Below are 21237 nucleotides of genomic sequence, written 5' to 3'. Positions count from 1 at the left end.
ATTAAACCTCCTCAGCGACCGATAAGTTTTCATTTTCTAAAATATTGCTTTCTTCATCCAAGCCGAAAGCTACATTTTTCTCAATCCACTTTCTGCGCGGCTCTACTTTATCGCCCATTAATGTCGTCACGCGTCTCTCAACACGTGCCGCGTCGTCAATTTTGACCCTTACAAGCGTACGGGATTCCGGATTCATCGTCGTTTCCCACAGCTGATCTGCGTTCATCTCACCAAGACCCTTGTATCGCTGGATTGTATAGCCCTTGCCGACTTTTTTCAGTACATCATCCATCTCTTCATCAGACCATGCATATTCAATGATTTCTTTTTTCCCGCTGCCTTTGCTGACCTTATATAAAGGAGGCAGTGCAATAAATACCTTTCCATTCTCAATGAGCGGCTTCATATAGCGATAGAAAAAGGTTAAAAGCAGTACTTGAATATGAGCGCCGTCAGTATCGGCATCCGTCATAATGATGATTTTATCGTAGTTAATGTCGTCAACTGAAAAATCAGCCCCGACACCGCCGCCGATGGCATGAATGATCGTATTAATCTCTTCGTTTTTAAAGATATCAGCAAGCTTTGCTTTTTCCGTGTTAATGACTTTACCGCGCAATGGCAGAACCGCTTGGAATCTGCGGTCTCTTCCCTGCTTTGCTGAACCGCCCGCAGAGTCACCCTCAACGAGATACAATTCATTTTTTGCCGGATTTCTCGAACCCGCAGGTGTCAGCTTACCGCTTAATGTCGCTTCTGATTTTTTTCGTTTTTTGCCGCTTCTGGCTTCTTCCCGGGCTTTACGTGCCGCTTCTCGCGCCTGGCTCGCCTTTATTGCTTTTTTCACAAGAAGAGTAGCGGTGTCCCGATTTTCCTCTAAAAAGTAAGCAAGCTGTTCTGATACGATTGCGTCTACAGCAGATCTTGCTTCGCTTGTGCCGAGTTTTCCTTTTGTTTGTCCTTCAAATTGAAGAAGTTCTTCAGGAATACGGACAGAGATAATAGCTGAAAGCCCTTCCCTTATATCTGTGCCTTCCAGGTTTTTATCCTTTTCTTTCAGCAAAGCCACTTTTCTCGCATATTCATTAAAGGCTCTCGTCATCGCTGTCTTTGCACCTGACTCATGAGTTCCGCCGTCTTTTGTTCTGACGTTGTTAACAAACGACAGGATATTTTCTGAATAGCCGTCGTTAAACTGGAACGCAAAATCCACTTCGATGGAATGGTGCTCTCCTTCAAACGAGACCACTTCAGACAGGGCATCCTTTTCCTCATTTAAGTAAGCAACAAACGCTTCTATTCCGTTCTCATAATAAAAGACTTCACGCTGGCCGTTCCGCTCGTCAATCAGTTCAATTTTTAATCCTTTTAATAAAAACGCTGATTCCCGTAAGCGTTCAGAAAGCGTTTCAAAATTATAAGTTGTTGTGCTGAACATTGTCGGATCAGGCTTAAAGTGAGTAAGTGTGCCTGTCTTTTTCGTTTTGCCAATCTTTTCGAGAGATGTGACCGGTTTACCTCCGTTTTCAAAACGCTGCTGATAGACGAAGCCGTCCCGCTCAATCGTAACCGTCAGCCATTCAGATAAAGCATTCACGACAGACGCGCCGACGCCGTGAAGCCCTCCGCTCGTCTTATAACCGCCTTGACCGAATTTTCCGCCTGCGTGAAGCACCGTTAAAATGACCTCAGGGGTTGGTTTGCCGAGTTTATGCATTCCAGTCGGCATGCCGCGGCCTCTATCCTGTACAGAAATACTGTTGTCTTTATGTATTTTAACGATAATGTGATCTCCATGGCCGGCAAGTACCTCATCGACGGAGTTATCTACAATTTCATAAACCAAGTGATGCAAGCCTCTCGCGTCGGTTGAGCCAATATACATACCCGGCCTTTTCCTTACGGCTTCAAGGCCTTCCAGCACCTGTATGGCATCTTCGTTGTAATCAAATTGCTGTTTTCTAGCCAAACGTACAAACCCCTTTCAAAAAACTAACATTCTCTTTTTCATTGTTACTTGTCAATTGTATAAAAGTATTTTTCATAATCCTTGCCCCGGTGCGCTTCTGCCTTGGACTCTTCATTATAACCAATGTCATCCCATTCTCAACATACAGCTAACGAATCATTCCGTAAAACATCCAAAAGTGCTGTTTTTCCGAGATGGGAACGTATGTTTGTTTATTATATATAAAGCAGCGGACCTTCGCAAATCGAACGGCCGGAACCCAGCTTAGCAAGGCATTCAAAAAAATCTGTTCAAGCTTTATTGTATCTGTTTCACAGTAATTCGCAAACAATATCTTTACATGAAAAAGCAAAAATCCTTAAATTCACAAGGATTTTTGCAGCTTTGCACCTATTTTGTTACAGCGTGTGCCACTTTTATGCACAGATCCATGATGACCGTTCTGCCTTCTTCCTTCAGCATCTGATAAGCCTCTTCGTTTACCAGTCCTTGCTGCGCCCAAAATACCGGGGCATCTGTCTCCAGAAACTCTTTAGCGACATCAGGAAGCTGTTCTGAACGTCTGAATACATTTACGATATCAATCGGACCGTCAATTTCTTTTAACGATGATACGGCTTTTACACCAAGCGCCTCTTCGATCGTCGGATTTACTGGTATGATTTCGTATCCCGCATCTTGCATCGCTTTTGATACCATATACGATGTTCTATCGGGACGGTCTGAAAGCCCGACTACAGCAATTCTCTTACTTCCATCAAGAATTTCTTTGATTTCCGCTTTTGAAGGGTTTTGCATGATAGACCACTCCTTTTTGTTTATTCTACACGACCGAAAAGGAAGAAATCAAAATATGATGTATGGCTGATTAGATTTGTAAGCAAACTTTACAAAAAAACTTATCATCAGATCATGACATCTCATGTTAAAATAGAGATTAGGGACATTGAAAAAGGAGAAATGTAGATGTTAATTGCTTTATTGATTATTTTGGCCTACTTGATAGGCAGTATTCCATCTGGCTTAATCGTAGGTAAGCTTGCCAAGGGAATTGATATTCGGGAGCATGGAAGCGGAAACTTAGGCGCTACCAACGCGTTCCGTACACTGGGCGTAAAAGCTGGTTCGGTTGTCATAGCCGGAGATATTTTAAAAGGGACACTGGCAGCTGCATTGCCTTACCTCATGCATGTTGATATTCATCCGCTCCTTGCGGGAGTCATAGCGGTTCTTGGCCATGTGTTTCCTGTGTTCGCCAAATTTAAAGGTGGCAAAGCCGTAGCAACTTCGGGAGGCGTCTTGCTGTTTTATGCACCTCTGTTATTCATTACAATGGTTGCGGTCTTTTTCATCTTTTTATACTTGACTAAATTTGTCTCTCTGTCATCAATGTTAACAGGGATATATACTGTCATATATAGTCTCTTTGTACATGATAAGTATTTATTGATTGTCGTCACGCTGCTCACTGTTTTTGTAATATACAGGCACCGGGCGAATATTAAACGAATTATCAATAAAACAGAACCTAAAGTCAAATGGTTATAAATGTTTAAAAAACTTCTATTTTGACACGAGATAGCCTTATACGTTTATAATAGAGAAAATCAAATGATAACAAAGGGAAAAGGGGGTCCTGTTATGAATATGACAGTTAACGAAGACGCGCTGAACTGGTATAAAGAAGAGCTCGATTTACAAAACGGAGACCAAGTTCGATTTTTCGTCCGCTATGGCGGCTGCAGCAACGTTCAAAAAGGCTTTTCTCTCGGAGTGGCGAAAGATGCTCCTCAAGAAGCAGGAGTCACGGCAGAAGTCGGCGGCATCACCTTCTTTATTGAAGAAAGTGATCTTTGGTACTTTGACAACCATGATCTTCTCGTCAGCTATTCAGAGTCTGCTGATGAGCCTGTATTTGAATACCATTAAGAAAAAGAACGCATATTATATGCGTTCTTTTTTATAAATGAAAACGAGTGAGATGGTCGGTCAGATTTTCTTGTTCTAAGATATATTTTTGCGTCTCGCCCAAAAGATCAAAGTGGGGAAATTCGCTTTTTTTATGTATCCATTCTTCCTTCAAACCGTACGCCGCACCCCATTGAACCAGCTTATCAATATCTGCACAGCCTGCTTTTGTCACGGTTTTAGATTCCGGGAAACGGTCATCCAGCCAATAATGTGTTAAAAATGCGATTTCCCCTCTTTTGACTGCCTTCTTCCAGCGGTTAACTTCCTCCCGTTTCACGCCAAATGCCATATGTCATTCACTTCCTATTTTTTGGCCTTTTCATATGCTGCGTGCCAATCGGGGAAAGCCTTACGAAACTGAATCGGTTTAAAACTTTCTTTATCCACACAAATATGAGATGATTTCGCTTGAATAGATAGCTCACCAGCCGGATTATAAATATGGTAGCCATATATGGTTTTAAAGCCGTTGTATTCCTCAATCCATGTGTGCACCACCGCAGTTTCTCCATAATGGAGGGGTTTTTTGTAGGAAATATTGATATCAACGACTGGAGAAAGCACGCCTTTCTTTTCCATATCACTGTATAAAAAGCCTAGGTCTTTAATGAGTGCCGTCCTTCCGACCTCCATCCAAACAAGATAATTCGCATGATACACGATCCCCATTTGATCTGTTTCGGCGTAACGCACTTCTATTTCTGTTTTTGATACATGCAAGATACTCTGCTCCCTTAATCAGTTTAGCCCCATTTTACCACATCCAAATCAGAAAGAAAAAAACCAGGTTTCCCTGGTTTTTACGAACGGTATCCGTTTTCTCTCGCTTCGGATTCGTCTTGAATTTCATTGCGAAATGCTTCGATGCTCTCTTCCCGTCTTGCGTTTTTTTCTTTGATGCGCTGCTTATCTTCTCCTGAAGCAAACTCCATTGATTCCTCTGCTTCTTCTATATTTTCGATTGTATTTTGGACCATATCCTGCAGTTTCTCTACGTTGTCGGAACGGTCGTCAGGATTAGGCTGCTGATATTGATTTTGGTTTTTTGTCATTGGGATGAACCTCCTAGAATAAAATCAATCCGGCGCTACTCGCCTTTCGTCTGCATGATAATTGGCTGCTGACCAGAAGTATCGTGCATTTTTTCCCCTTTATTGCGTTTATATTTAACAGGCTTTGTACCCAAGTGGCTTGGAGCATATTGAGGCTGACCGTTTTTCTTGTTGTTTCCCATGTTTATCCCTCCTCAACAAATAGGATTCTCAAAAGGAGGGGCAAACATGAATACAAATTAAAGGTTATTTTTGCTTAAATCGCTGTTCAAGCTTTTCCTCAAGCTGATTTAAATATTCCGTATTCGTCATCAGCTCTTTTTTGTTTTCCATGACGAGCTCATGAAAAGATCGTTTTCTCATCTTCTTCACTCTTCTCACCTCCGCGTATTCTTTTATTTTTTCCAATTCTGAAAATTTGTAAGCATGTTTGCAAAATAAAAAAACTGAATCTAATGAAGATCCAGTTTTTCTTTCATCTCTTTTTTTGTCATGGTCCCGATATGTATGTCTTGAATCACGCCTTTTTCATCTAAAATATACGTAGTTGGGTATGAAAACACATTATAGTCAGCATTAATTCCTTTTTTATCAATCAAAATGGGGAAGGTTAAATGATACGTATCAGCAAAGGTTTGCACCTGTTTCTCGCTTTTCTCAGCTGAAGTGAAATTAACTGCAATAACCGCTACATCTGAGTGCTCCTTTTGCAGTTCCTCCATCGCCGGCATTTCCTGTCGGCACGGTTTGCACCAAGTTGCCCAGAAGTTAAGCAGAACTTTTTTACCTTTAACATCTGATAAAGAGGTCCTTTCTCCTGATAGCGTTTTCAGAGTGAAGTCAGGCGCTTGCTGTCCCTCTTCAATGCCTATTTCTTTTTTGCTAAATTGCTGATAGATGTTCCAGCACATGTATCCGGCAAGCCCAATCAACAGGATTCCCGCCACCCATTTTTTCAGCATAATGTCACCCCCGGAGCTATCTTATCTCATAAAAAGAAGAGAAAGCAGGGTGCCTTCTCTTCTTCATACATTATGATTGCTTCATTTTTTCGCGAAGCACCATTTGCAGAATTCCGCCATGGCGGTAATAATCAATTTCAACTTCACTATCGAAGCGCACAAGTGCTTTAAATGTTTTTACATTTCCGTCTTCATCAATTGCTCTTACTGTAACGATATCACGAGGGCGTACGCTTTCATCAACATCCACCTCGATCACTTCTTTACCGCTTAAGCCGAGTGTATCCGCATTTTCACCTTGTTTAAATTGAAGCGGGAGCACACCCATGAATACCAGGTTACTTCTGTGGATTCTTTCAAAGCTCTCAGCAATTACAGTTCTAATGCCGAGCAGGTTTGTTCCTTTTGCAGCCCAGTCACGGGAAGAACCCATACCATAATCTTTGCCCGCTAAGATGGCAAGGCCTGTTTTATCTTCTTTATATTTCATGCAGGCATCATAGATTGATGTCACTTCACCAGTCGGCCAGTACGTTGTAAATCCACCTTCTGTGCCCGGCGCGATTTGGTTTTTGATGCGGATGTTTGCAAATGTTCCTCTCATCATAACCTCATGGTTTCCGCGGCGTGAACCGTAGGAGTTAAAGTCACGAGGTGACACACCTTTTGCTTGCAAGTATTTTCCTGCAGGTGTATCTTTTCCGATTGCCCCTGCAGGAGAGATATGGTCGGTTGTGACTGAATCGCCGAATTTACCGACAACACGAAGGCCTTTTAAAGGTTCAACCTTGCCTGGTTCAACTGACATTTCTTCGAAGAATGGCGGGTTTTGGATATATGTTGACTCATTATCCCATTTGTATAGCGCTTCATCTGTTGTCTCAATCTCATTCCAGCGTTTGTTGTCATCGAATACTGTTTCGTACTCCTTGCGGAAGAGCTCCGGTGTAACAGTTTGTTTAACAAGTGAATTAATTTCGTCCATTGACGGCCAAATATCGTTGAAGTACACTTTTTGTCCGTCTTTTCCGACACCGATCGGATCCGTCTTCAGGTTAATGTTCACTGTTCCAGCCAGCGCATAAGCTACTACAAGCGGCGGAGAAGCAAGATAGTTACCTTTCACAAGCGGATGAATACGTCCTTCGAAGTTACGGTTTCCAGAAAGAACAGACGTAATCAACAGGTCATTTTTCGCAACTGCTTCTTCAATTTCCGGTGAAAGCGGACCTGAGTTTCCGATACATGTTGTACATCCGTATCCGACGAGGTTAAAACCAAGCTCTTTCATGTATGGAAGAAGGCCTGAATTAACAAGATATCCTGTAACAACCTTAGAACCCGGTGCAAGTGATGTTTTCACGTAGTTAGGCACTTTAAGTCCTAATTCAACCGCTTTTTTCGCCACAAGGCCGGCGCCGATTAAGACGTATGGGTTAGATGTATTTGTACAGCTTGTAATCGCAGCAATAGCGATTGCACCTGTTTTCATGACTGTTTCTTCGCCGTTAAGCAATTTAAATGTAATTTCTTTGTCTTCCTCTTCGGCGTTTAATCCGAATCCTTGGTTACCCGCAGGGCTGACTAAGTGCTTTTTAAACGTTTCCTGCATAGCAGAAAGCGGAATCAAATCCTGAGGACGTTTTGGACCAGAAAGGTTTGCTTCAATTTTAGACAAATCAATTTCAACGACATCAGTAAATTGCGGGTCTTCTACATCTGGAGTATAGAACAAGCCGTTGCTTCTGCAGTATGCTTCTACTACGTCAATATGTTCAGCATCGCGGCCTGTCAAACGCAGATAATTTAGAGCTTCTTCATCTACAGGGAAGAATCCGCATGTTGCACCGTATTCCGGAGCCATGTTAGCGATTGTCGCACGGTCTGCCAGCGGCAGTTCAGCAACTCCCGGTCCGAAGAACTCAACAAATTTACCGACTACGCCTTTTTCACGCAGTACTTGTGTCACTTTTAACGCCAAGTCAGTGGCTGTTGTTCCATTCGGAAGCTTTCCGACGAGTTTCGCGCCGATTACCTCAGGAACAGGGAAATAAGAAGGCTGCCCAAGCATTCCGGCTTCCGCTTCAATTCCGCCGACACCCCAGCCGAGAACACCGATTCCGTTAATCATTGTTGTATGCGAGTCGGTTCCTACCAGCGTATCAGGATACGTAATCAGTTCTCCGTCTTCTTCGACTGCGTGGACAACACTTGCCAAGAACTCAAGGTTTACCTGGTGAACGATACCTGTTGCCGGCGGTACTGCCTGGTAGTTATTAAACGCTTTCTTTGCCCAGCTTAAAAATTTGTAACGCTCTGCATTTCTTTCGAATTCCAAGTCCATATTAATAGCCAAAGCATCTTCAGTGCCCGCTTTATCAACCTGTACAGAGTGGTCGATGACAAGATCAACAGGAATCTCAGGGTTGATTTTGTCAGGATCTCCGCCGACAGCTGCCATTGCTTTACGTAATGAAGCAAGGTCAACTACTGCCGGTACCCCAGTGAAATCTTGTAAAATAACGCGAGATGGTTTAAACGGAACATCGATTTCCTTTAACTCGGCAGTTCCCCATTTTGCCAAATTTTCCACGTGTTCTTTTTTGATGACGAATCCGTCCACTTGACGCAATACAGATTCTAAAAGAACTTTAATGGAATAAGGAAGCTTCGACACATTTCCGATCCCCAAATCTTCCAATGCTTTCAAAGAGTAGTAATGATAAGTTTTCCCATTTGTAGTAAACGATTTTCTCGCTTGGAAAACGTCTTGTGCTGCAGTTTTTTGCTCGTTTGCCATTCTCCAAAATCCCCCTTCAGATCAGTTCATTCTCAGATGAACATTACATTCCATCACAATTTTCTCACAATTTCATATTAAAACAAAATCATACATAAGTAAATATCAATGTTTTTATTAAATACAATAAGATCGGCTTATCAGGGCAAAAAAGCGGGAAATTTTACTGTCTGCACTCTCTCATATTCCTCATTGAAAGAAGCCATATTATGATTGAGGTGATAATGATGGTCAAACGAAAAGCAAATCACGTAATAAATGGGATGAATGACGCGAAAAGCCAAGGCAAAGGCGCCGGCTATGTAGAAAACGATCAGCTTGTACTGACTGAAGCAGAACGCCAAAATAACAAAAAAAGAAAAACCAATCAATAACGTTGAACTCTTTTAAGGAGGTTCTCATTTTATGACCAATAAAAATACAAGTAAAGATATGCATAAAAACGCTCCTAAAGGACACAATCCGGGTCAGCCGGAACCCCTCAGCGGAAGCAAGAAAGTGAAAAACAGAAATCACACAAGACAAAAGCACAATTCAAGCCATGATATGTAATAAAAGCAGACCTTAGCGTCTGTTTTTTTATGCGTTCACCCATTTCTGACCAACTGCATAAGCTAAAGCAAGGTTGATATATGGAGGAATGCTTCCATGACCCATTCAAAACGAAACGATGCTAATGATTTCGATGGTATGGAGGAATGGCTTCGGCAATTTTTTGAAGATCCGTTCGCCTGGTACGACGAAACATTACCTATTGATCTATATGAAACAAGTCAGCAATATATTATTGAAGCAGATCTGTCGTCTATACAGCCGACACAAATCACAATTACCTTGTCCGGATGTGAGTTCATCCTGACGGTTAAATCCTCGGAACAGACTCTTGAAAAACAAATGATGCTTCCTTTTTATTTGAATGACAAGTCGATTGAGACTGAATGCGAAAATCAAATTCTCACAGTTGCCGTCAATAAAGAGACGAATGATGGCTCTTCTTTTTCTCTTCAATTCCCTCTCAGCTAAAATCAAAAGTCACTTTCATCCCCTATAATGAAAGTGACTTTTTTTCCGTCCATTTATCGTCAAATACCCTCTAGTGACTCTCCCATGGCCAAATAGCAGATTCACTATACAATAGAATATGATCTACCATCTCTTTTGACTAGACGTCTATCATTTTTTTCTATTTTTTTAAACATTGTTCTTCTATTCTTTCTTCATATACAATATGGTTAGTATAAGGGGGAATGATTGATGCTGGAAGGCTGGTTTTTGTGGTTTATTCTGTTTTGGGTGATCACGATGATTGTCTTGTTATCAATCGGCGGATTTTTTATGTTTCGAAAGTTTTTAAAGCGTTTACCAAAAGAGGACGGCAAATCTGAGCTGGATTGGCAGGATTACTATATTGAAAACAGCAGACATCTATGGAGCAATGAAAACAAACAATTTCTCGATGAATTGGTCACACCTGTTCCGGAGCTGTTCAGAGATATAGCTCGAGCAAAAATTGCCGGAAAAATCGGAGAGCTGGCATTAAAAGAAAACGCAGCAGCGATTGATCAGCGGCTTATTATCAAAGGTTATATTCTGGCTACTCCGAAAAGAGACCATACCTTTTTAAAGAAACATCTAAGAGACAAGAAAATCGATATTGAACCTTATCAGGCCCTTCTTAAATAAAAAACCTTTCCCGCAAGGAGGAAAGGTTTTTTAATTCATTTGAATGTCTGCTGACTGAAGCTCGCTTTGAAGTTTTCGGTATGACAGATACATGGCGATTCTCCACGGCACAATCATACCGAAAGCCAGAATCCAAAACATTCCGCTCAGTGCGCCGTAATCAACCGATGTGCTTAAAATTGATTTCATCACAATTCTGATCACTAAAAGGCCGACTAATATAAAGACAAATGCCTTAGAGCGTTTCATGTAAATTTCATTATTTTTAATTTCAAACTTTGAAGTTTTTATAAGAAAAATAGAGAAAATCACGCCTAAAGTGATCGCTTCTAAAAACTCTTCACCCGTTACCCAAAAAACCGGAAATAAAAACATTAACGCCCCCGTACTCATAAAAATCGGCGGGAGAATGATTTTTTTCGGTGAAACGGGCTTATCGGAAGACTTAATTCTGACCACCATCACAGCTGCAGCCATTAAAACAGCTACAATTGATGAAACTATAATCATCATACTTATCATTCCTTTGTTTTCTCGGAGTGTTGACACTATATACTATACTCCAAAACAATAAAAAAAACCATTTTGAAAAGAAATGACTATCAATTTCCCATAACGCGGTTGACAGCTTCTAATACTTTGGACTCCTCAAACGGTTTGACAATAAAATCTTTGGCCCCAAGTTCAATGGCTTCTGTAACAATTCTTTGCTGGCGCATTGCGGTACACATGATTATCTTTGCTTTAGGGTCAAAGGATATGATCTCACGGAGCGCCTTAATGCCATTTTTCACCGGCATCGTAATATCCATGGTCACTAAGTCAGGTCGAAGTTTTTTATACAGGTCAGCCGCTTGCTCGCCGTCCGCCGCCTCGCCTGCTATTATGTAATTTGCCTCTTCCAAGATCTCTCTGATTTTTACTCTCATGAACTTGGCGTCGTCTACAACTAAAACTCTTGTCATATTCCCCTCCAAAAATCGAATTCCTCAGGTAATAGTCTTATTGTACCAAAAACAAAAGGATTAGTAGTAGTGCAAAAGTAATTTAACAGTCAGAAACCTGTAAATCCACCAAAAAGATCCGACAGCAAAATAATGATCAAGTTCATCCAGTCAAAAAATAGCAAGACCCCAATAACAATCATAAGTACACCGCCCGCTTTCATGATCAAAAGCTGATTCTTCCTGATCCACTTTAGCTTCGTAATGAAGAACGACAATAATACAAACGGAACGGCAAATCCGAGAACATATAGCATCATATACGGTATCGCTGAGCCAGGATTCGTACCTGCTAATGTGATAACAGCCCCCAAAATGGGACCGGTGCAAGGCGTCCATCCGGCCGCAAAAGCCATACCGATTAAAACGGAACCGAAAAAACCGCCTGGCCTATGCTTAAAATGGACTCTGCGTTCTTTCATGATAACTTCAGGCCGAAACACGCCAAGCGTAATAAAACCGAACAGAATAATGAGCAAAGCGCCAACTTGCCGAATGGCATCATGATAATCCCTAAACAGGGTTCCAATAAAAGATGTTCCATATCCTAAAGCTATAAAAATCACTGAAAACCCCAGCAAAAAAAACAGCGTATGGGCCAAGCTTCTTTTTTGCAGCAATAGTTTCTCTGTTTTCACATCATCCATGCTGACTCCTGTAATATATGACAGGAAAGCCGGATAAAGCGGCAGGCAGCAAGGCGAAATAAATGATAAAAATCCCGCGCCGAATGTCAGAAAATAATTCACATCTCCCATGTCATCATCCCTTCATGATTTGACATTCCTTCAAGTTATGACAAAATCATTTCATTTTTTTAACACTTTCACTCGAAGGATTTCTATTTTCAAAAAAAACTTATATAATTTAATTTGACATTGAGACATTGTACTCCTTCTCATTTGAAAATTAGTATAAATATGGATATAATATAAACATTCACTTTTGAAGATCTAATGTATGAAAGGATACATCCCTGTGATTAGAGAGCATCTATTAAATGAAATTGAAAAAAAAAGAGCAGAGCTGCTGCAAATTGTCATGGCGAACGGAATGACATCTCATATTACGATAGAACTCAGTCAGGAGCTTGACCATCTTCTCATACAATATCAAAAGCAGCGCCTTCGAGCAGTAGCGGGTGATGAATGATTGCAAAATAAAAAACCCGATAAAGGGTTTTTTATTTTATAACCATGTTTCTCTATATCATAATCTTTACGTATTATTTCGTTTGATTATTCATGGCTTTCATCATTTGATTGATTTTCTTTTGAGAAGGTTTCATTCCCATTTGCATCATCATCATGCGTAACATTTGTTCATTAATAGGCGGATTCTTTTTAAGGTAGCTCATCATATATTTACGAGCAATAAAAAACCCGAGTGCAACACCTATGAGCAGTGCAACAACGCCCACTAGGATGCCAACCCATAAAGTCATTTTATTTCCTCCTTCATGTTGTCTAGTTTAAAGTGTACTAAACCAAAAGCTATTATACAACATTTACATCTCTTTTTCTTCGGTTTTAGACAAAATTTCTTTCTTTCACCGGATTTAACCACCCATACCGCTTCGTATTGAAATCCATTGCGAGAAAGCAAGGGCTTACTTTGCGAAGAACTTCAAAAAATATCGTTTCCGCCTCGTAATCTCCGTTAGCTACAATTTCAATCATGTGTTCTTTCATCATAAAAGACGCTTGTCCCTTTGCTTTTGGGAGAGATAATCTATAAATATAATCCAGCTGTGTATAGTTTGTATTGTTCAAATTCATTTTTAACCGCTGATGCATATGTAAAATCGGAATGGGTTTCGTAATATATTGAATTTGTTTCTCTGTCATTTCATACTGCTGCCTCGTCAGGCTTGTCCAATGATAGTCTTGAAACAGATCAAACATAACCGATTCCCGCCCGAAATAGTGATTGGCAAATTCCTCTTTGATCAGGTACGTATAGTAGTGACGTTCCATCTTCTCATCCCCTTTTCCAGCAGCATTTCATTTGCATTCTATTATACAAAAGAAGAGAAGAAAGAATTGTCTATTACTGTTAAACAGCCAATACTATTTTTGTCGGATAAACAAGAAAAAGAGGATGATTTGACTCATCCCCTTTGAAAAACTTATTTATTGATTAATGCTTTGACTCGATCCACAACGTTTGCAACTGAGAAGCCGTATTCATTGATAATGGTTTCGCCAGGAGCGGAGGCGCCGAATTTGTCAATGCCAAGCACGTCTCCTTCAAGCCCTGTGTATTTGCCCCAGCCAAATGATGAGCCCATTTCAATCGCAAGACGTTTTCTCACATCTGACGGAAGCACGGAGTTTTTGTATTCATCCGATTGTTTCTCAAAACGATCTACTGAAGGCATGCTGACGACAGAAACATCAATATTTTCTTTCGCCAATTCTGCCTGTGCCTCGATTGCGAGGCCAACCTCTGAGCCCGTAGCGATGAGAAGAGCGTCAGGTGTTTCGTTTTTAGACTTAGAAACAACATAAGCACCTTTTTCTACACCAGCCAATGCCTCTTCAGCTGTTTGGTCGATTGTAGGAAGGTTTTGACGTGTCAATACAAGCGCTGTTGGCTGATTTGTGCTCTGCACCGCAAGCTTCCAAGCCGCTGCTGTCTCATTACCGTCTGCAGGGCGGATTAAAGAAAGGTTAGGCATTGCGCGTAATGAAGCAAGCTGCTCAACCGGCTCGTGAGTCGGTCCATCTTCACCGACCGCGATACTGTCGTGAGTAAAGACATATGTCACAGGAAGACCCATTAATGCAGCAAGGCGAATGGCCGGACGCAAGTAATCAGAGAAGACAAAGAATGTTCCGCCGAATACACGAAGTCCGCCGTGAAGCGCCATACCATTTAAGGCTGCACCCATAGCAAATTCGCGAACACCAAACCAGAAATTTTTGCCTGAGTAATCAAGCGCTGTATAATCACCGGAATTTTTAATCGTCGTTTTGTTTGATCCTGCTAAGTCTGCAGAACCGCCGACAAAGAACGGAATTTTATTCGCAAGACCGTTCAGAACTTCACCTGAAGAGGCACGGGATGCCAGACTGCTTCCTTTTTCATAAACAGGCACCTCTTGATCCCAGTCTTTCGGAAGTTCCCCTTTGATAGCCAGCTCAAGCTGTTCAGCGAGTTCCGGGTAAATTTCTTTATATTTAGCGAATTGGTCATTCCATTCCTGTTCCTTTTTCTCGCCGGATTCTTTTACTGTTTTTGCGAAATGCTCATATACTTCTGACGGAACGTAGAAATCTTCTTCATACGTCCATGCATAAGCTTCTTTTGTTAATTTACTTTCTTCTTTACCAAGCGGAGCACCGTGAACACCGGAAGTGCCGGCACGGTTAGGAGAACCGAAACCGATTGTCGTTTTTACTTCAATCAATGTAGGTTTCTTGTCGTTTTGGCGTGCTTTTTCAATTGCCGCAGATAATTCTTCAATATTGTTTCCATCTTCAACGTAAAGAACTTCCCAATTCATCGCCTCGAAACGCTGTTTCACGTTTTCAGAGAATGAACGATCCAGATCTCCGTCCAAGGAGATGTCATTAGAATCGTATAATACGATCAGACGGCCAAGCTGAAGATGGCCTGCAAGTGAAGCGGCTTCAGAAGAAATACCTTCCATTAAATCGCCGTCACCGCAAATGCTGTATGTATAGTGATCGACTACATTGAATGAATCGCGGTTGTAAGTTTCGGCTAAATGGCGTTCTGCGATAGCCATTCCGACCGCCATTGCGATTCCTTGTCCAAGCGGCCCTGTTGTTGCATCAACACCGGCTGTATGTCCGAATTCCGGATGCCCCGGTGTTTTGCTGCCCCACTGGCGGAATCCCTTAAGATCTTCAATGCTGAGATCATACCCGCTTAAATGAAGCATGCTGTATAAAAGTGCTGATCCGTGTCCCGCAGATAAAACAAAACGGTCGCGGTTAAACCACCCAGGGTTTGCCGGATTTACATTCATAAATTTTGTCCATAGCGTATATGCCATTGGCGCTGCCCCCATAGGCATACCAGGGTGACCAGAGTTTGCTTTTTCAATAGCGTCTATTGATAGTGTGCGAATGGTAGCAACTGATTTCTTTTCAATTGTATCCATAAAAATCCCCTTCCTTATATGTTGTACCCTTTCATCATAAATGTCTGACGACTTTTTCTCAACTGTTTCAGCTTAAATTTGAGAGAAACTTGATGAATTTTGTCGCTTGAAGAAAGCGCTGTTGTTTGTAGTATATACAAAAGAGGAATACGATATTGCCGTATTCCTCTTATATTAGTGAAGTCTGTTATTATTTTTTTCTCTTTTTAACTTTTCAGGTGTTACGTCATTGCCTTCAGGATCAATGATTTTTACACTTTTTAATGTGTTTTTCATAGAAGAACGAAATCCTTTTAGGTACTCTTGACGGAGCTTTTGCTGTTCAGCTTTTTCTTCTTCTGTAATAACGCCAGCTTTAGCTTTTGCGGCAAGTTCATTGATTCTGGCAATTTTTTCGTTTGAAATCATGATAAACTCCTTTATTGCATTTTGTCTATATACTACTAAAACAAGAGGAGTTTTACAACTGATTCACTCGCCTGTCTGCTCATTCTCTATGTATTCCTGAAAACGCCGATGGACTGTCGCCTTTGACACATCATAGCCAAAACCTCTCAACGTAGCCGCGATTTCAGCAAACGTCAGTTTATTCGCTCTCAACCGGACAATCTCCGAGATCGGAACTTCTATTCTTTCTTTTCCGCTGTTTTCATGCTGGTTTTTCAGGTTCTTTTGTGGCTTAAAACCATTTTTCACTGCGCGTTTCATTCCGCGTTTAATTTTCATGTTGTGGATTTTCCGCTGGTATTCCTCCACAATGCTGACGATTTCCAGCACCATAGAGTCAGCCTCTGATAACTCCAGCTCACCTCTGTGAGCGGTCGTATATACTTTCACACCTTCCCTGTAAATACAATGAAGAAGTGCAATTTTCGCGTTTCCCCGGCCGAGTCTTGTTTCATCCTGAACTAAAATCACATCAATATTTGAATTCTTGATATGATCAAGCAAATCAAATACACCATCCCGGTCCATTTCATATCCGCTGGCTTTTTCAGAAATCACTTTGACGACTTCCATGCCGTTCTCGGCAGCAATGGCCGTAAGCTCCTCCTCCTGCCGCTTTAATGAGGTTTCTTGCTGTTCTTTATTTGTGCTTACTCGGGCATAAATGAGTGCTTTCACCTTTCTACCTTTCCTCTCTATTTAACAGTAGCCAGTTCGTATGCAGCCGGGTGTTCCTTTTTTAATGGAATCACCAATTCATCCCCCGGCTGAATCTCAGACGTCTGGAGATTATTTTTTTCAGCTACCCATTCAACAAAATCACTTTTATTTATCTTTTTTGAGTCATCCACCTGATCAGCGAGCGACCAGAGCGTATCCCCAGACTGAACTTTTATTTTAACATATTGATTAAGCTCCTGGTCGCTGCTTGTATATGATAACAGAAGGATAACCACGCTTAGAATCACAGTGAACAGGCCGACAAAAATAATAGATTCTTTATTCATGATAACAACCTCCGACAAGAATGTTTGTTCGCATTTTTATAATTTCAGTATATACGAACAAACGTTTCTGTCAATTGTTTTTTTCGAACCTATGTTTGTACTGTCAGGAAAATCATGCTATAATCTATTTAAAATCGACGTTTAGAGGTGCAAAAAATGACGAAGCTATCAAAAAGGCAACTTGATATCCTCCGTTTTATTAAAGCAGAGGTTAAATCAAAAGGATATCCGCCTTCGGTTAGAGAGATCGGAGAGGCTGTCGGCCTCGCGTCCAGTTCTACTGTCCACGGCCATTTGGCCCGTTTGGAAACAAAAGGGCTGATTAGACGCGATCCGACAAAACCAAGAGCGATAGAAATTCTGGATGAAGAAGTAGAGATTCCAAAAAGCCAAGTCGTTAATGTACCGGTAATCGGAAAAGTAACGGCGGGCTCACCTATTACAGCGGTTGAAAACATTGAAGAATACTTCCCGCTTCCTGACCGTATGGTTCCTCCGGATGAGCATGTGTTTATGCTGGAGATCATGGGTGACAGTATGATTGACGCAGGTATACTTGATAAGGACTATGTTATTGTAAAACAGCAAAACACGGCGAATAACGGTGAAATCGTAGTGGCGATGACAGAAGATGATGAAGCTACGGTAAAACGTTTCTATAAAGAGGATACACACATTCGCTTACAGCCTGAAAATCCAACCATGGCTCCGATCATACTGCAGAATGTCAGCATATTAGGAAAAGTAATTGGTGTGTTCAGAACTGTCCATTAAACTATTGAACTATCAGTTACAAAGAATAAACCCCCTCTTCCTTTGCGGAGTGGGGGTTTTGTTTTAAAAAAAAGCAGGCTCGCCCTGGCTTAGGTGCGAACCTGAATAGGAGGAAAAAGAACATCATGTTTACACCATAATTATCCATCATTCAATTGTTGAAGTCAAGAAATTTTCTTTCCTTAACGAAACTTTTTTTAAAAAAAGTGCTGTTTAAAAAATTAGACGTTCTTTTCTTATAAATGTTTCGATTTTCGGACGTGAAAAGATGAGTTATACTCTCCTCTTTTATATTGAGCGAGGCAAAAGGAAATATACTGAATATTTAGTACATAGTTTATTTAGTTAATTTATTCCGCAAAAAAAGCTCACTTCTTTTCAAAAATGTGAGCATCAATCAAAATTAAAATATTCTACACCATAGCGGCCTTTTACATGAACACTTGAACAGTTTTCTGAATGTTCTTCAGCTAATATTCGATACCGGTGATAAGGTTCAATGGAAACCTTATCGTGAGCGCTAAAGTCAAACCAATTACCGGTGAATTGTTTTGTGCTTAACGTAGTATAATCCCCTGCAAGTCCCATTCGCTGAAGCTTAATGTTAACTGAACAAGTGTTCACTCCTAATATCGTAAATTGGTATCCTAAAAAATAATCCATTGCCGGTACATCACTAATGTTTTCTACATAAAGCGCTTTTGTTCCGTCATTTAGAATAAAGTCGGTTTTATGCTCAAAATGTGAAGTTGCTGCATGAATGGTCCCGGTTCCAAAAACACATAGCAAAACAGCTGTCATGAGCAATATTTTATTTCTCAACTGCAATCCCCCTCCTTTACCATATATTAACCCCATAAGATAAATATGTATATTCCCTGTTGCTCTGTTTCCCGTACTTTTTCAATCGTGAAAATCCATGTGGGTTTTAGCTTGCTTATAATATTGAAGTCTGTCTTGAAGAGTTCCTGTATGGAATTCAAATTTATGGCCGTCAGGATCAGTGAAATAAATTGATTTTCGATCACGTACATCTCGTTCTCTCCCAGACAAAATAGTAACATGAAGGTTTTTTAATTTTGCGGACATTTCTTCAAACTTGCTTTCCTCAATTGTAAAAGCGATATGGGTATAAGAAGCGTTAATATCATTTCTGGGAATGTCACGCTCTTCGTTGAGAGCCAGCCATATGCCGTTTAAATCGAAATATGCAGTGCTCTTTCCTTTAACAAGTAGTTTAGCATCAAAGACATTTTGATAAAACTCGATGGAAGTCAGTAAATCAGAAACAGAAAATAACAAGTGATTGATCCCTTTGATCTCCACTGTGTCTCCTCCTTAGTATTTAAAGATAGATGATTAAAAACCAGTGAATAATTGATTATTTTAACAGAAGCTCACCCCACCCCTTGTGTACGGGCATTGCAGCCAGAAAGTTTCAAACGACCAGCAAAAAATACCAGTGTAAACAAAAACAATTTGTTCAAAATAAACCATATTACTTCAGAAGGGAATGACCATTATGAATGGCTACGGCCTTCATGAAACGTTGGAATTGCACGAATTGCTTACGTTTAAGAATCTTTGTTTGACAAAATCTTCAACCATGACGGGACTTGTACAAGATGAAGAATTAAAGAGTATTCTTGAGCAGGATGCTCAAAAAACAAAACAGCAGGTTGCGCGTTTGCAGGAATTGCTGTCAGTGAGAGGTGAACAAGCGTGAATGAGTTCTTTCAAAAATTAGCCGGAATGGGCAGCATGACCGAACAAGTGATCGCAACGGATTTTTTAATATCGGCAAAGACAGGCGTAAGGAATATTGCAGCTGCCATCACAGAATCTTCTTCCCCAGAAGTCAGGGAAACGCTGCAGCAATATTTACATGACGCGATGAATACCCATGAACAAATTTTTCATTATATGGCTGCAAAGGGTTTTTATCATTCTAAAGATTTAACTCAGCAAATAAGTGTCGATCTTGAGGCTGCAGATACCGCTAAAGATTTGCCACAAATATAGGTGATCAAATGAAACATATTATCGCTCTTGCTTCTAAGACAGCTTTAACTCTTGCCCTATTGTATGTGATTTTGGATAGAGTTTACCATGCTTCCTTTTTAAGTGTGCTGTTTATCGCATTTTTCTTAAGCTTTGTAACATACCTTTCCGGTGACATCCTGATCTTGCCGAGAACCAGCAATATGATAGCTTCACTGGCTGACTTCGGACTTTCACTCGTTATTCTTTGGGTCTTTCTTGAAACGCAAACTAGAAACGGTTTCTCACCGTTTGCAGCCGCTCTGATTGCGTCTGTCTGCCTTACTGTTTTTGAATATTTTTTTCACCGGTATTTACTGAAAAATGTGCTGGATGAAACATTCCGAAACGAACTGACTGTCAAAGATAACACCTTGCAATATCAAACTGAGGCATCAGATGAATTGTTTCCTGAAGCCAATGATCAGAAGGACGAAAAATAAGGAGGCGCAAAGCCTCCTTATTTTAATAGCTGTTTTCTATGAAATGGGTCATCACTTCTGTAAAATCATAAAACCTCTCATTTTGAGTCGTGGATCTGCTTTTTAAAGAAAAGATGCCAAACAAAGATTCTCTGAAACCTGTACTCATCTCTAACTGGATGCTCAAACCGGTTTTTGATTTATTCGCTATATTGTTTGGACTTACGCCTGCATGCGGATGATCCGTACCAAGCAATTCAGCCGGAAAACCGGCTTTTTGCAGTTTTGAAACTAATTCTGCCGCTCTTGATCGGTCTGTTCCGCCGATTTGTATCTGTTGGTCCTCTCCTGCATATCCATGCAATGAAATGACATACTCATGACTTGCTACAAGCTTCAGTGCCTGAGGCTCATCAAAATGTGTGCTTGTTATATGCAGTACTGAATTTCCAGACGTCTTCAAACCTTCAAACAAATACATGGAATATTCTTTGCTGAGCTCTCTCGCTAATTCACTTGTGCCGCCTTCAATACCTCCTCCGTGAATAGCTAAAACAAGCACAGAGCTGCCGGTTTCTTTTGTGGCAATGTTATAATCTGAAGGATCTTCGTGATTCTTTAGTTCCTCGAAATTCTGATAGATATCCTCTGCATATACAGAAGAAACCGGAACAAACAACAAGAAAATTAAAAACAATTTTACATTTTTTAAAGTTGATGGAAAACGTTTGACTATGTTACAATCAACATGCTTCAAGGAATGGAGCAAACGGCGGAGCAGGGATACTTTGGCCGGTTTCATCTACTCCGCCTCAAAACCAAAAACACAGGATGCTGGACTCTTTGAGGCTTTAGCACGAATTATCTCGTCCTCCTTGTTAAATTTTTGTTAAATTCACAATATTATATACCATTAGCCCGGGCGCTGTTCTTCACATTTATGAATTTATACTCCTTAGCAAAAAAGTAAGATC

At 40.7% G+C, this 21237-nt stretch carries 32 protein-coding genes; 11 read left to right on the top strand and 21 right to left on the bottom strand.

All coding sequences use genetic code 11. From position 1 onward, the window contains the following. Position 1: 1 nt before the first annotated feature. Together parE and CJU60_RS12475 are read right to left on the bottom strand one after the other, a co-directional pair. A complete protein-coding gene (parE, locus tag CJU60_RS12485) occupies positions 2–1969 on the bottom strand; it encodes a DNA topoisomerase IV subunit B (RefSeq protein WP_095713928.1) in 1968 nt (655 codons plus the stop codon). A 390-nt stretch (positions 1970–2359) separates the two neighbouring features. Then, positions 2360–2767 (bottom strand): CoA-binding protein, encoded by a 408-nt coding sequence (locus CJU60_RS12475; RefSeq protein ID WP_024121592.1) that lies wholly within the window; start codon positions 2765–2767, stop codon positions 2360–2362. A gap of 168 nt (positions 2768–2935) precedes the next feature. Between CJU60_RS12475 and plsY the strand changes: the two genes are divergently transcribed. Then, positions 2936–3517, top strand: coding sequence for a glycerol-3-phosphate 1-O-acyltransferase PlsY (gene plsY / locus CJU60_RS12470; RefSeq protein ID WP_024121591.1), 582 nt, complete (start codon positions 2936–2938; stop codon positions 3515–3517). A 93-nt stretch (positions 3518–3610) separates the two neighbouring features. Beyond that, a complete protein-coding gene (locus CJU60_RS12465) occupies positions 3611–3898 on the top strand; it encodes a HesB/YadR/YfhF family protein (RefSeq protein ID WP_024121590.1) in 288 nt (95 codons plus the stop codon). Positions 3899–3929: 31 nt separating this feature from the next. Here the strand turns inward: CJU60_RS12465 and CJU60_RS12460 are convergent, their stop codons facing one another. From CJU60_RS12460 to acnA, 7 genes are all read right to left on the bottom strand, one after another. Next, a complete protein-coding gene (locus CJU60_RS12460; RefSeq protein ID WP_010334420.1) occupies positions 3930–4229 on the bottom strand; it encodes a hypothetical protein in 300 nt (99 codons plus the stop codon). Between the two features lie 14 nt (positions 4230–4243). Then, positions 4244–4660, bottom strand: coding sequence for a YbgC/FadM family acyl-CoA thioesterase (locus CJU60_RS12455; RefSeq protein WP_024121588.1), 417 nt, complete (start codon positions 4658–4660; stop codon positions 4244–4246). A gap of 80 nt (positions 4661–4740) precedes the next feature. Continuing rightward, positions 4741–4992, bottom strand: a complete 252-nt coding sequence (tlp, locus tag CJU60_RS12450; RefSeq protein ID WP_024121587.1) for a small acid-soluble spore protein Tlp — start codon at positions 4990–4992, stop codon at positions 4741–4743. A 35-nt stretch (positions 4993–5027) separates the two neighbouring features. Beyond that, positions 5028–5174: an acid-soluble spore protein SspN gene (gene sspN, locus CJU60_RS12445; protein ID WP_024121586.1), complete on the bottom strand. Its 147-nt coding sequence runs from the start codon at positions 5172–5174 to the stop codon at positions 5028–5030. A 64-nt stretch (positions 5175–5238) separates the two neighbouring features. Next, positions 5239–5364 (bottom strand): FbpB family small basic protein, encoded by a 126-nt coding sequence (locus CJU60_RS12440; RefSeq protein ID WP_003244964.1) that lies wholly within the window; start codon positions 5362–5364, stop codon positions 5239–5241. A gap of 80 nt (positions 5365–5444) precedes the next feature. Beyond that, positions 5445–5954: a redoxin domain-containing protein gene (locus tag CJU60_RS12435; protein WP_024121585.1), complete on the bottom strand. Its 510-nt coding sequence runs from the start codon at positions 5952–5954 to the stop codon at positions 5445–5447. A 70-nt stretch (positions 5955–6024) separates the two neighbouring features. Beyond that, a complete protein-coding gene (acnA, locus tag CJU60_RS12430) occupies positions 6025–8754 on the bottom strand; it encodes an aconitate hydratase AcnA (protein ID WP_095713926.1) in 2730 nt (909 codons plus the stop codon). Between the two features lie 227 nt (positions 8755–8981). Here acnA and sspO point away from each other — a divergent pair, with 227 nt between their 5' ends. The 4 genes from sspO to CJU60_RS12410 all read left to right on the top strand — a co-directional run bounded on the left by sspO (position 8982) and on the right by CJU60_RS12410 (position 10437). Then, positions 8982–9128, top strand: a complete 147-nt coding sequence (gene sspO / locus CJU60_RS12425; RefSeq protein ID WP_003221239.1) for an acid-soluble spore protein SspO — start codon at positions 8982–8984, stop codon at positions 9126–9128. A gap of 31 nt (positions 9129–9159) precedes the next feature. Further along, the gene (locus tag CJU60_RS12420) at positions 9160–9306 is read left to right on the top strand and encodes a small acid-soluble spore protein P (protein ID WP_003221237.1); all 147 of its coding nucleotides are present in this window, start codon (positions 9160–9162) and stop codon (positions 9304–9306) included. 78 nt (positions 9307–9384) lie between these two features. After that, positions 9385–9777: an outer spore coat protein CotM gene (gene cotM, locus CJU60_RS12415; protein WP_095713925.1), complete on the top strand. Its 393-nt coding sequence runs from the start codon at positions 9385–9387 to the stop codon at positions 9775–9777. Positions 9778–10008: 231 nt separating this feature from the next. Next, a complete protein-coding gene (locus tag CJU60_RS12410) occupies positions 10009–10437 on the top strand; it encodes a DUF2621 domain-containing protein (RefSeq protein WP_024121582.1) in 429 nt (142 codons plus the stop codon). Between the two features lie 30 nt (positions 10438–10467). Here CJU60_RS12410 and CJU60_RS12405 read toward each other — a convergent pair whose 3' ends face one another. The 3 genes from CJU60_RS12405 to CJU60_RS12395 form a co-directional block, all read right to left on the bottom strand. Continuing rightward, a complete protein-coding gene (locus CJU60_RS12405; RefSeq protein ID WP_082687905.1) occupies positions 10468–10959 on the bottom strand; it encodes a CcdC family protein in 492 nt (163 codons plus the stop codon). 80 nt (positions 10960–11039) lie between these two features. Beyond that, the gene (locus tag CJU60_RS12400) at positions 11040–11402 is read right to left on the bottom strand and encodes a response regulator (RefSeq protein ID WP_010334411.1); all 363 of its coding nucleotides are present in this window, start codon (positions 11400–11402) and stop codon (positions 11040–11042) included. 89 nt (positions 11403–11491) lie between these two features. Beyond that, positions 11492–12199 carry a cytochrome c biogenesis protein CcdA gene (locus CJU60_RS12395; protein WP_095713924.1) on the bottom strand — a complete coding sequence of 236 codons (708 nt, stop codon included), beginning with the start codon at positions 12197–12199 and terminating at the stop codon, positions 11492–11494. 220 nt (positions 12200–12419) lie between these two features. Between CJU60_RS12395 and ynzD the strand changes: the two genes are divergently transcribed. Then, positions 12420–12593 (top strand): aspartyl-phosphate phosphatase YnzD, encoded by a 174-nt coding sequence (ynzD, locus tag CJU60_RS12390; protein ID WP_024121579.1) that lies wholly within the window; start codon positions 12420–12422, stop codon positions 12591–12593. Positions 12594–12666: 73 nt separating this feature from the next. On the opposite strand, the gene CJU60_RS12385 is transcribed toward ynzD, so the two are convergent. The 6 genes from CJU60_RS12385 to yneA form a co-directional block, all read right to left on the bottom strand. After that, the gene (locus CJU60_RS12385; protein ID WP_003221221.1) at positions 12667–12885 is read right to left on the bottom strand and encodes a YneF family protein; all 219 of its coding nucleotides are present in this window, start codon (positions 12883–12885) and stop codon (positions 12667–12669) included. Positions 12886–12970: 85 nt separating this feature from the next. Further along, positions 12971–13417, bottom strand: a complete 447-nt coding sequence (gene sirA, locus CJU60_RS12380; RefSeq protein WP_095713923.1) for a sporulation inhibitor of replication protein SirA — start codon at positions 13415–13417, stop codon at positions 12971–12973. A gap of 152 nt (positions 13418–13569) precedes the next feature. Next, positions 13570–15573 (bottom strand): transketolase, encoded by a 2004-nt coding sequence (gene tkt / locus CJU60_RS12375; protein ID WP_024121577.1) that lies wholly within the window; start codon positions 15571–15573, stop codon positions 13570–13572. Positions 15574–15747: 174 nt separating this feature from the next. Continuing rightward, the gene (locus CJU60_RS12370) at positions 15748–15981 is read right to left on the bottom strand and encodes a DUF896 domain-containing protein (RefSeq protein WP_024121576.1); all 234 of its coding nucleotides are present in this window, start codon (positions 15979–15981) and stop codon (positions 15748–15750) included. A gap of 63 nt (positions 15982–16044) precedes the next feature. Next, entirely contained in the window at positions 16045–16698 is a 654-nt protein-coding gene (locus CJU60_RS12365) for a YneB family resolvase-like protein (RefSeq protein ID WP_024121575.1), read from the bottom strand. A 17-nt stretch (positions 16699–16715) separates the two neighbouring features. Further along, positions 16716–17027: a cell division suppressor protein YneA gene (gene yneA, locus CJU60_RS12360; protein ID WP_059291742.1), complete on the bottom strand. Its 312-nt coding sequence runs from the start codon at positions 17025–17027 to the stop codon at positions 16716–16718. Between the two features lie 156 nt (positions 17028–17183). Here yneA and lexA point away from each other — a divergent pair, with 156 nt between their 5' ends. Next, a complete protein-coding gene (lexA, locus tag CJU60_RS12355; RefSeq protein ID WP_010334405.1) occupies positions 17184–17801 on the top strand; it encodes a transcriptional repressor LexA in 618 nt (205 codons plus the stop codon). A gap of 393 nt (positions 17802–18194) precedes the next feature. Here the strand turns inward: lexA and CJU60_RS12345 are convergent, their stop codons facing one another. After that, entirely contained in the window at positions 18195–18623 is a 429-nt protein-coding gene (locus CJU60_RS12345; protein ID WP_095713922.1) for a hypothetical protein, read from the bottom strand. Positions 18624–18704: 81 nt separating this feature from the next. Then, positions 18705–19127 (bottom strand): FosM family fosfomycin resistance protein, encoded by a 423-nt coding sequence (gene fosM, locus CJU60_RS12340; protein WP_095713921.1) that lies wholly within the window; start codon positions 19125–19127, stop codon positions 18705–18707. A gap of 196 nt (positions 19128–19323) precedes the next feature. Between fosM and CJU60_RS12335 the strand changes: the two genes are divergently transcribed. From CJU60_RS12335 to CJU60_RS12325, 3 genes are read left to right on the top strand one after another with little or no spacing between them, the layout of a single operon-like run. Beyond that, entirely contained in the window at positions 19324–19527 is a 204-nt protein-coding gene (locus tag CJU60_RS12335; protein ID WP_024121571.1) for a DUF892 family protein, read from the top strand. Then, entirely contained in the window at positions 19524–19823 is a 300-nt protein-coding gene (locus tag CJU60_RS12330; protein WP_059335692.1) for a spore coat protein, read from the top strand. Before CJU60_RS12335 ends, CJU60_RS12330 begins: the two co-directional genes overlap by 4 nt. Positions 19824–19831: 8 nt before the next feature. Further along, positions 19832–20284 (top strand): YndM family protein, encoded by a 453-nt coding sequence (locus tag CJU60_RS12325; RefSeq protein ID WP_095713920.1) that lies wholly within the window; start codon positions 19832–19834, stop codon positions 20282–20284. Between the two features lie 22 nt (positions 20285–20306). Here the strand turns inward: CJU60_RS12325 and CJU60_RS12320 are convergent, their stop codons facing one another. After that, entirely contained in the window at positions 20307–21065 is a 759-nt protein-coding gene (locus CJU60_RS12320) for a poly-gamma-glutamate hydrolase family protein (protein ID WP_095713919.1), read from the bottom strand. Between the last annotated feature and the right edge of the window lie 172 nt (positions 21066–21237).

This window comes from Bacillus sp. 7705b (assembly GCF_002289525.1).
Taxonomy (GTDB): Bacteria; Bacillota; Bacilli; order Bacillales; family Bacillaceae; genus Bacillus; species Bacillus halotolerans.
Note: the sequence above shows the minus strand (reverse complement) of the source record. Positions and strands in the feature narration are given on the sequence as shown.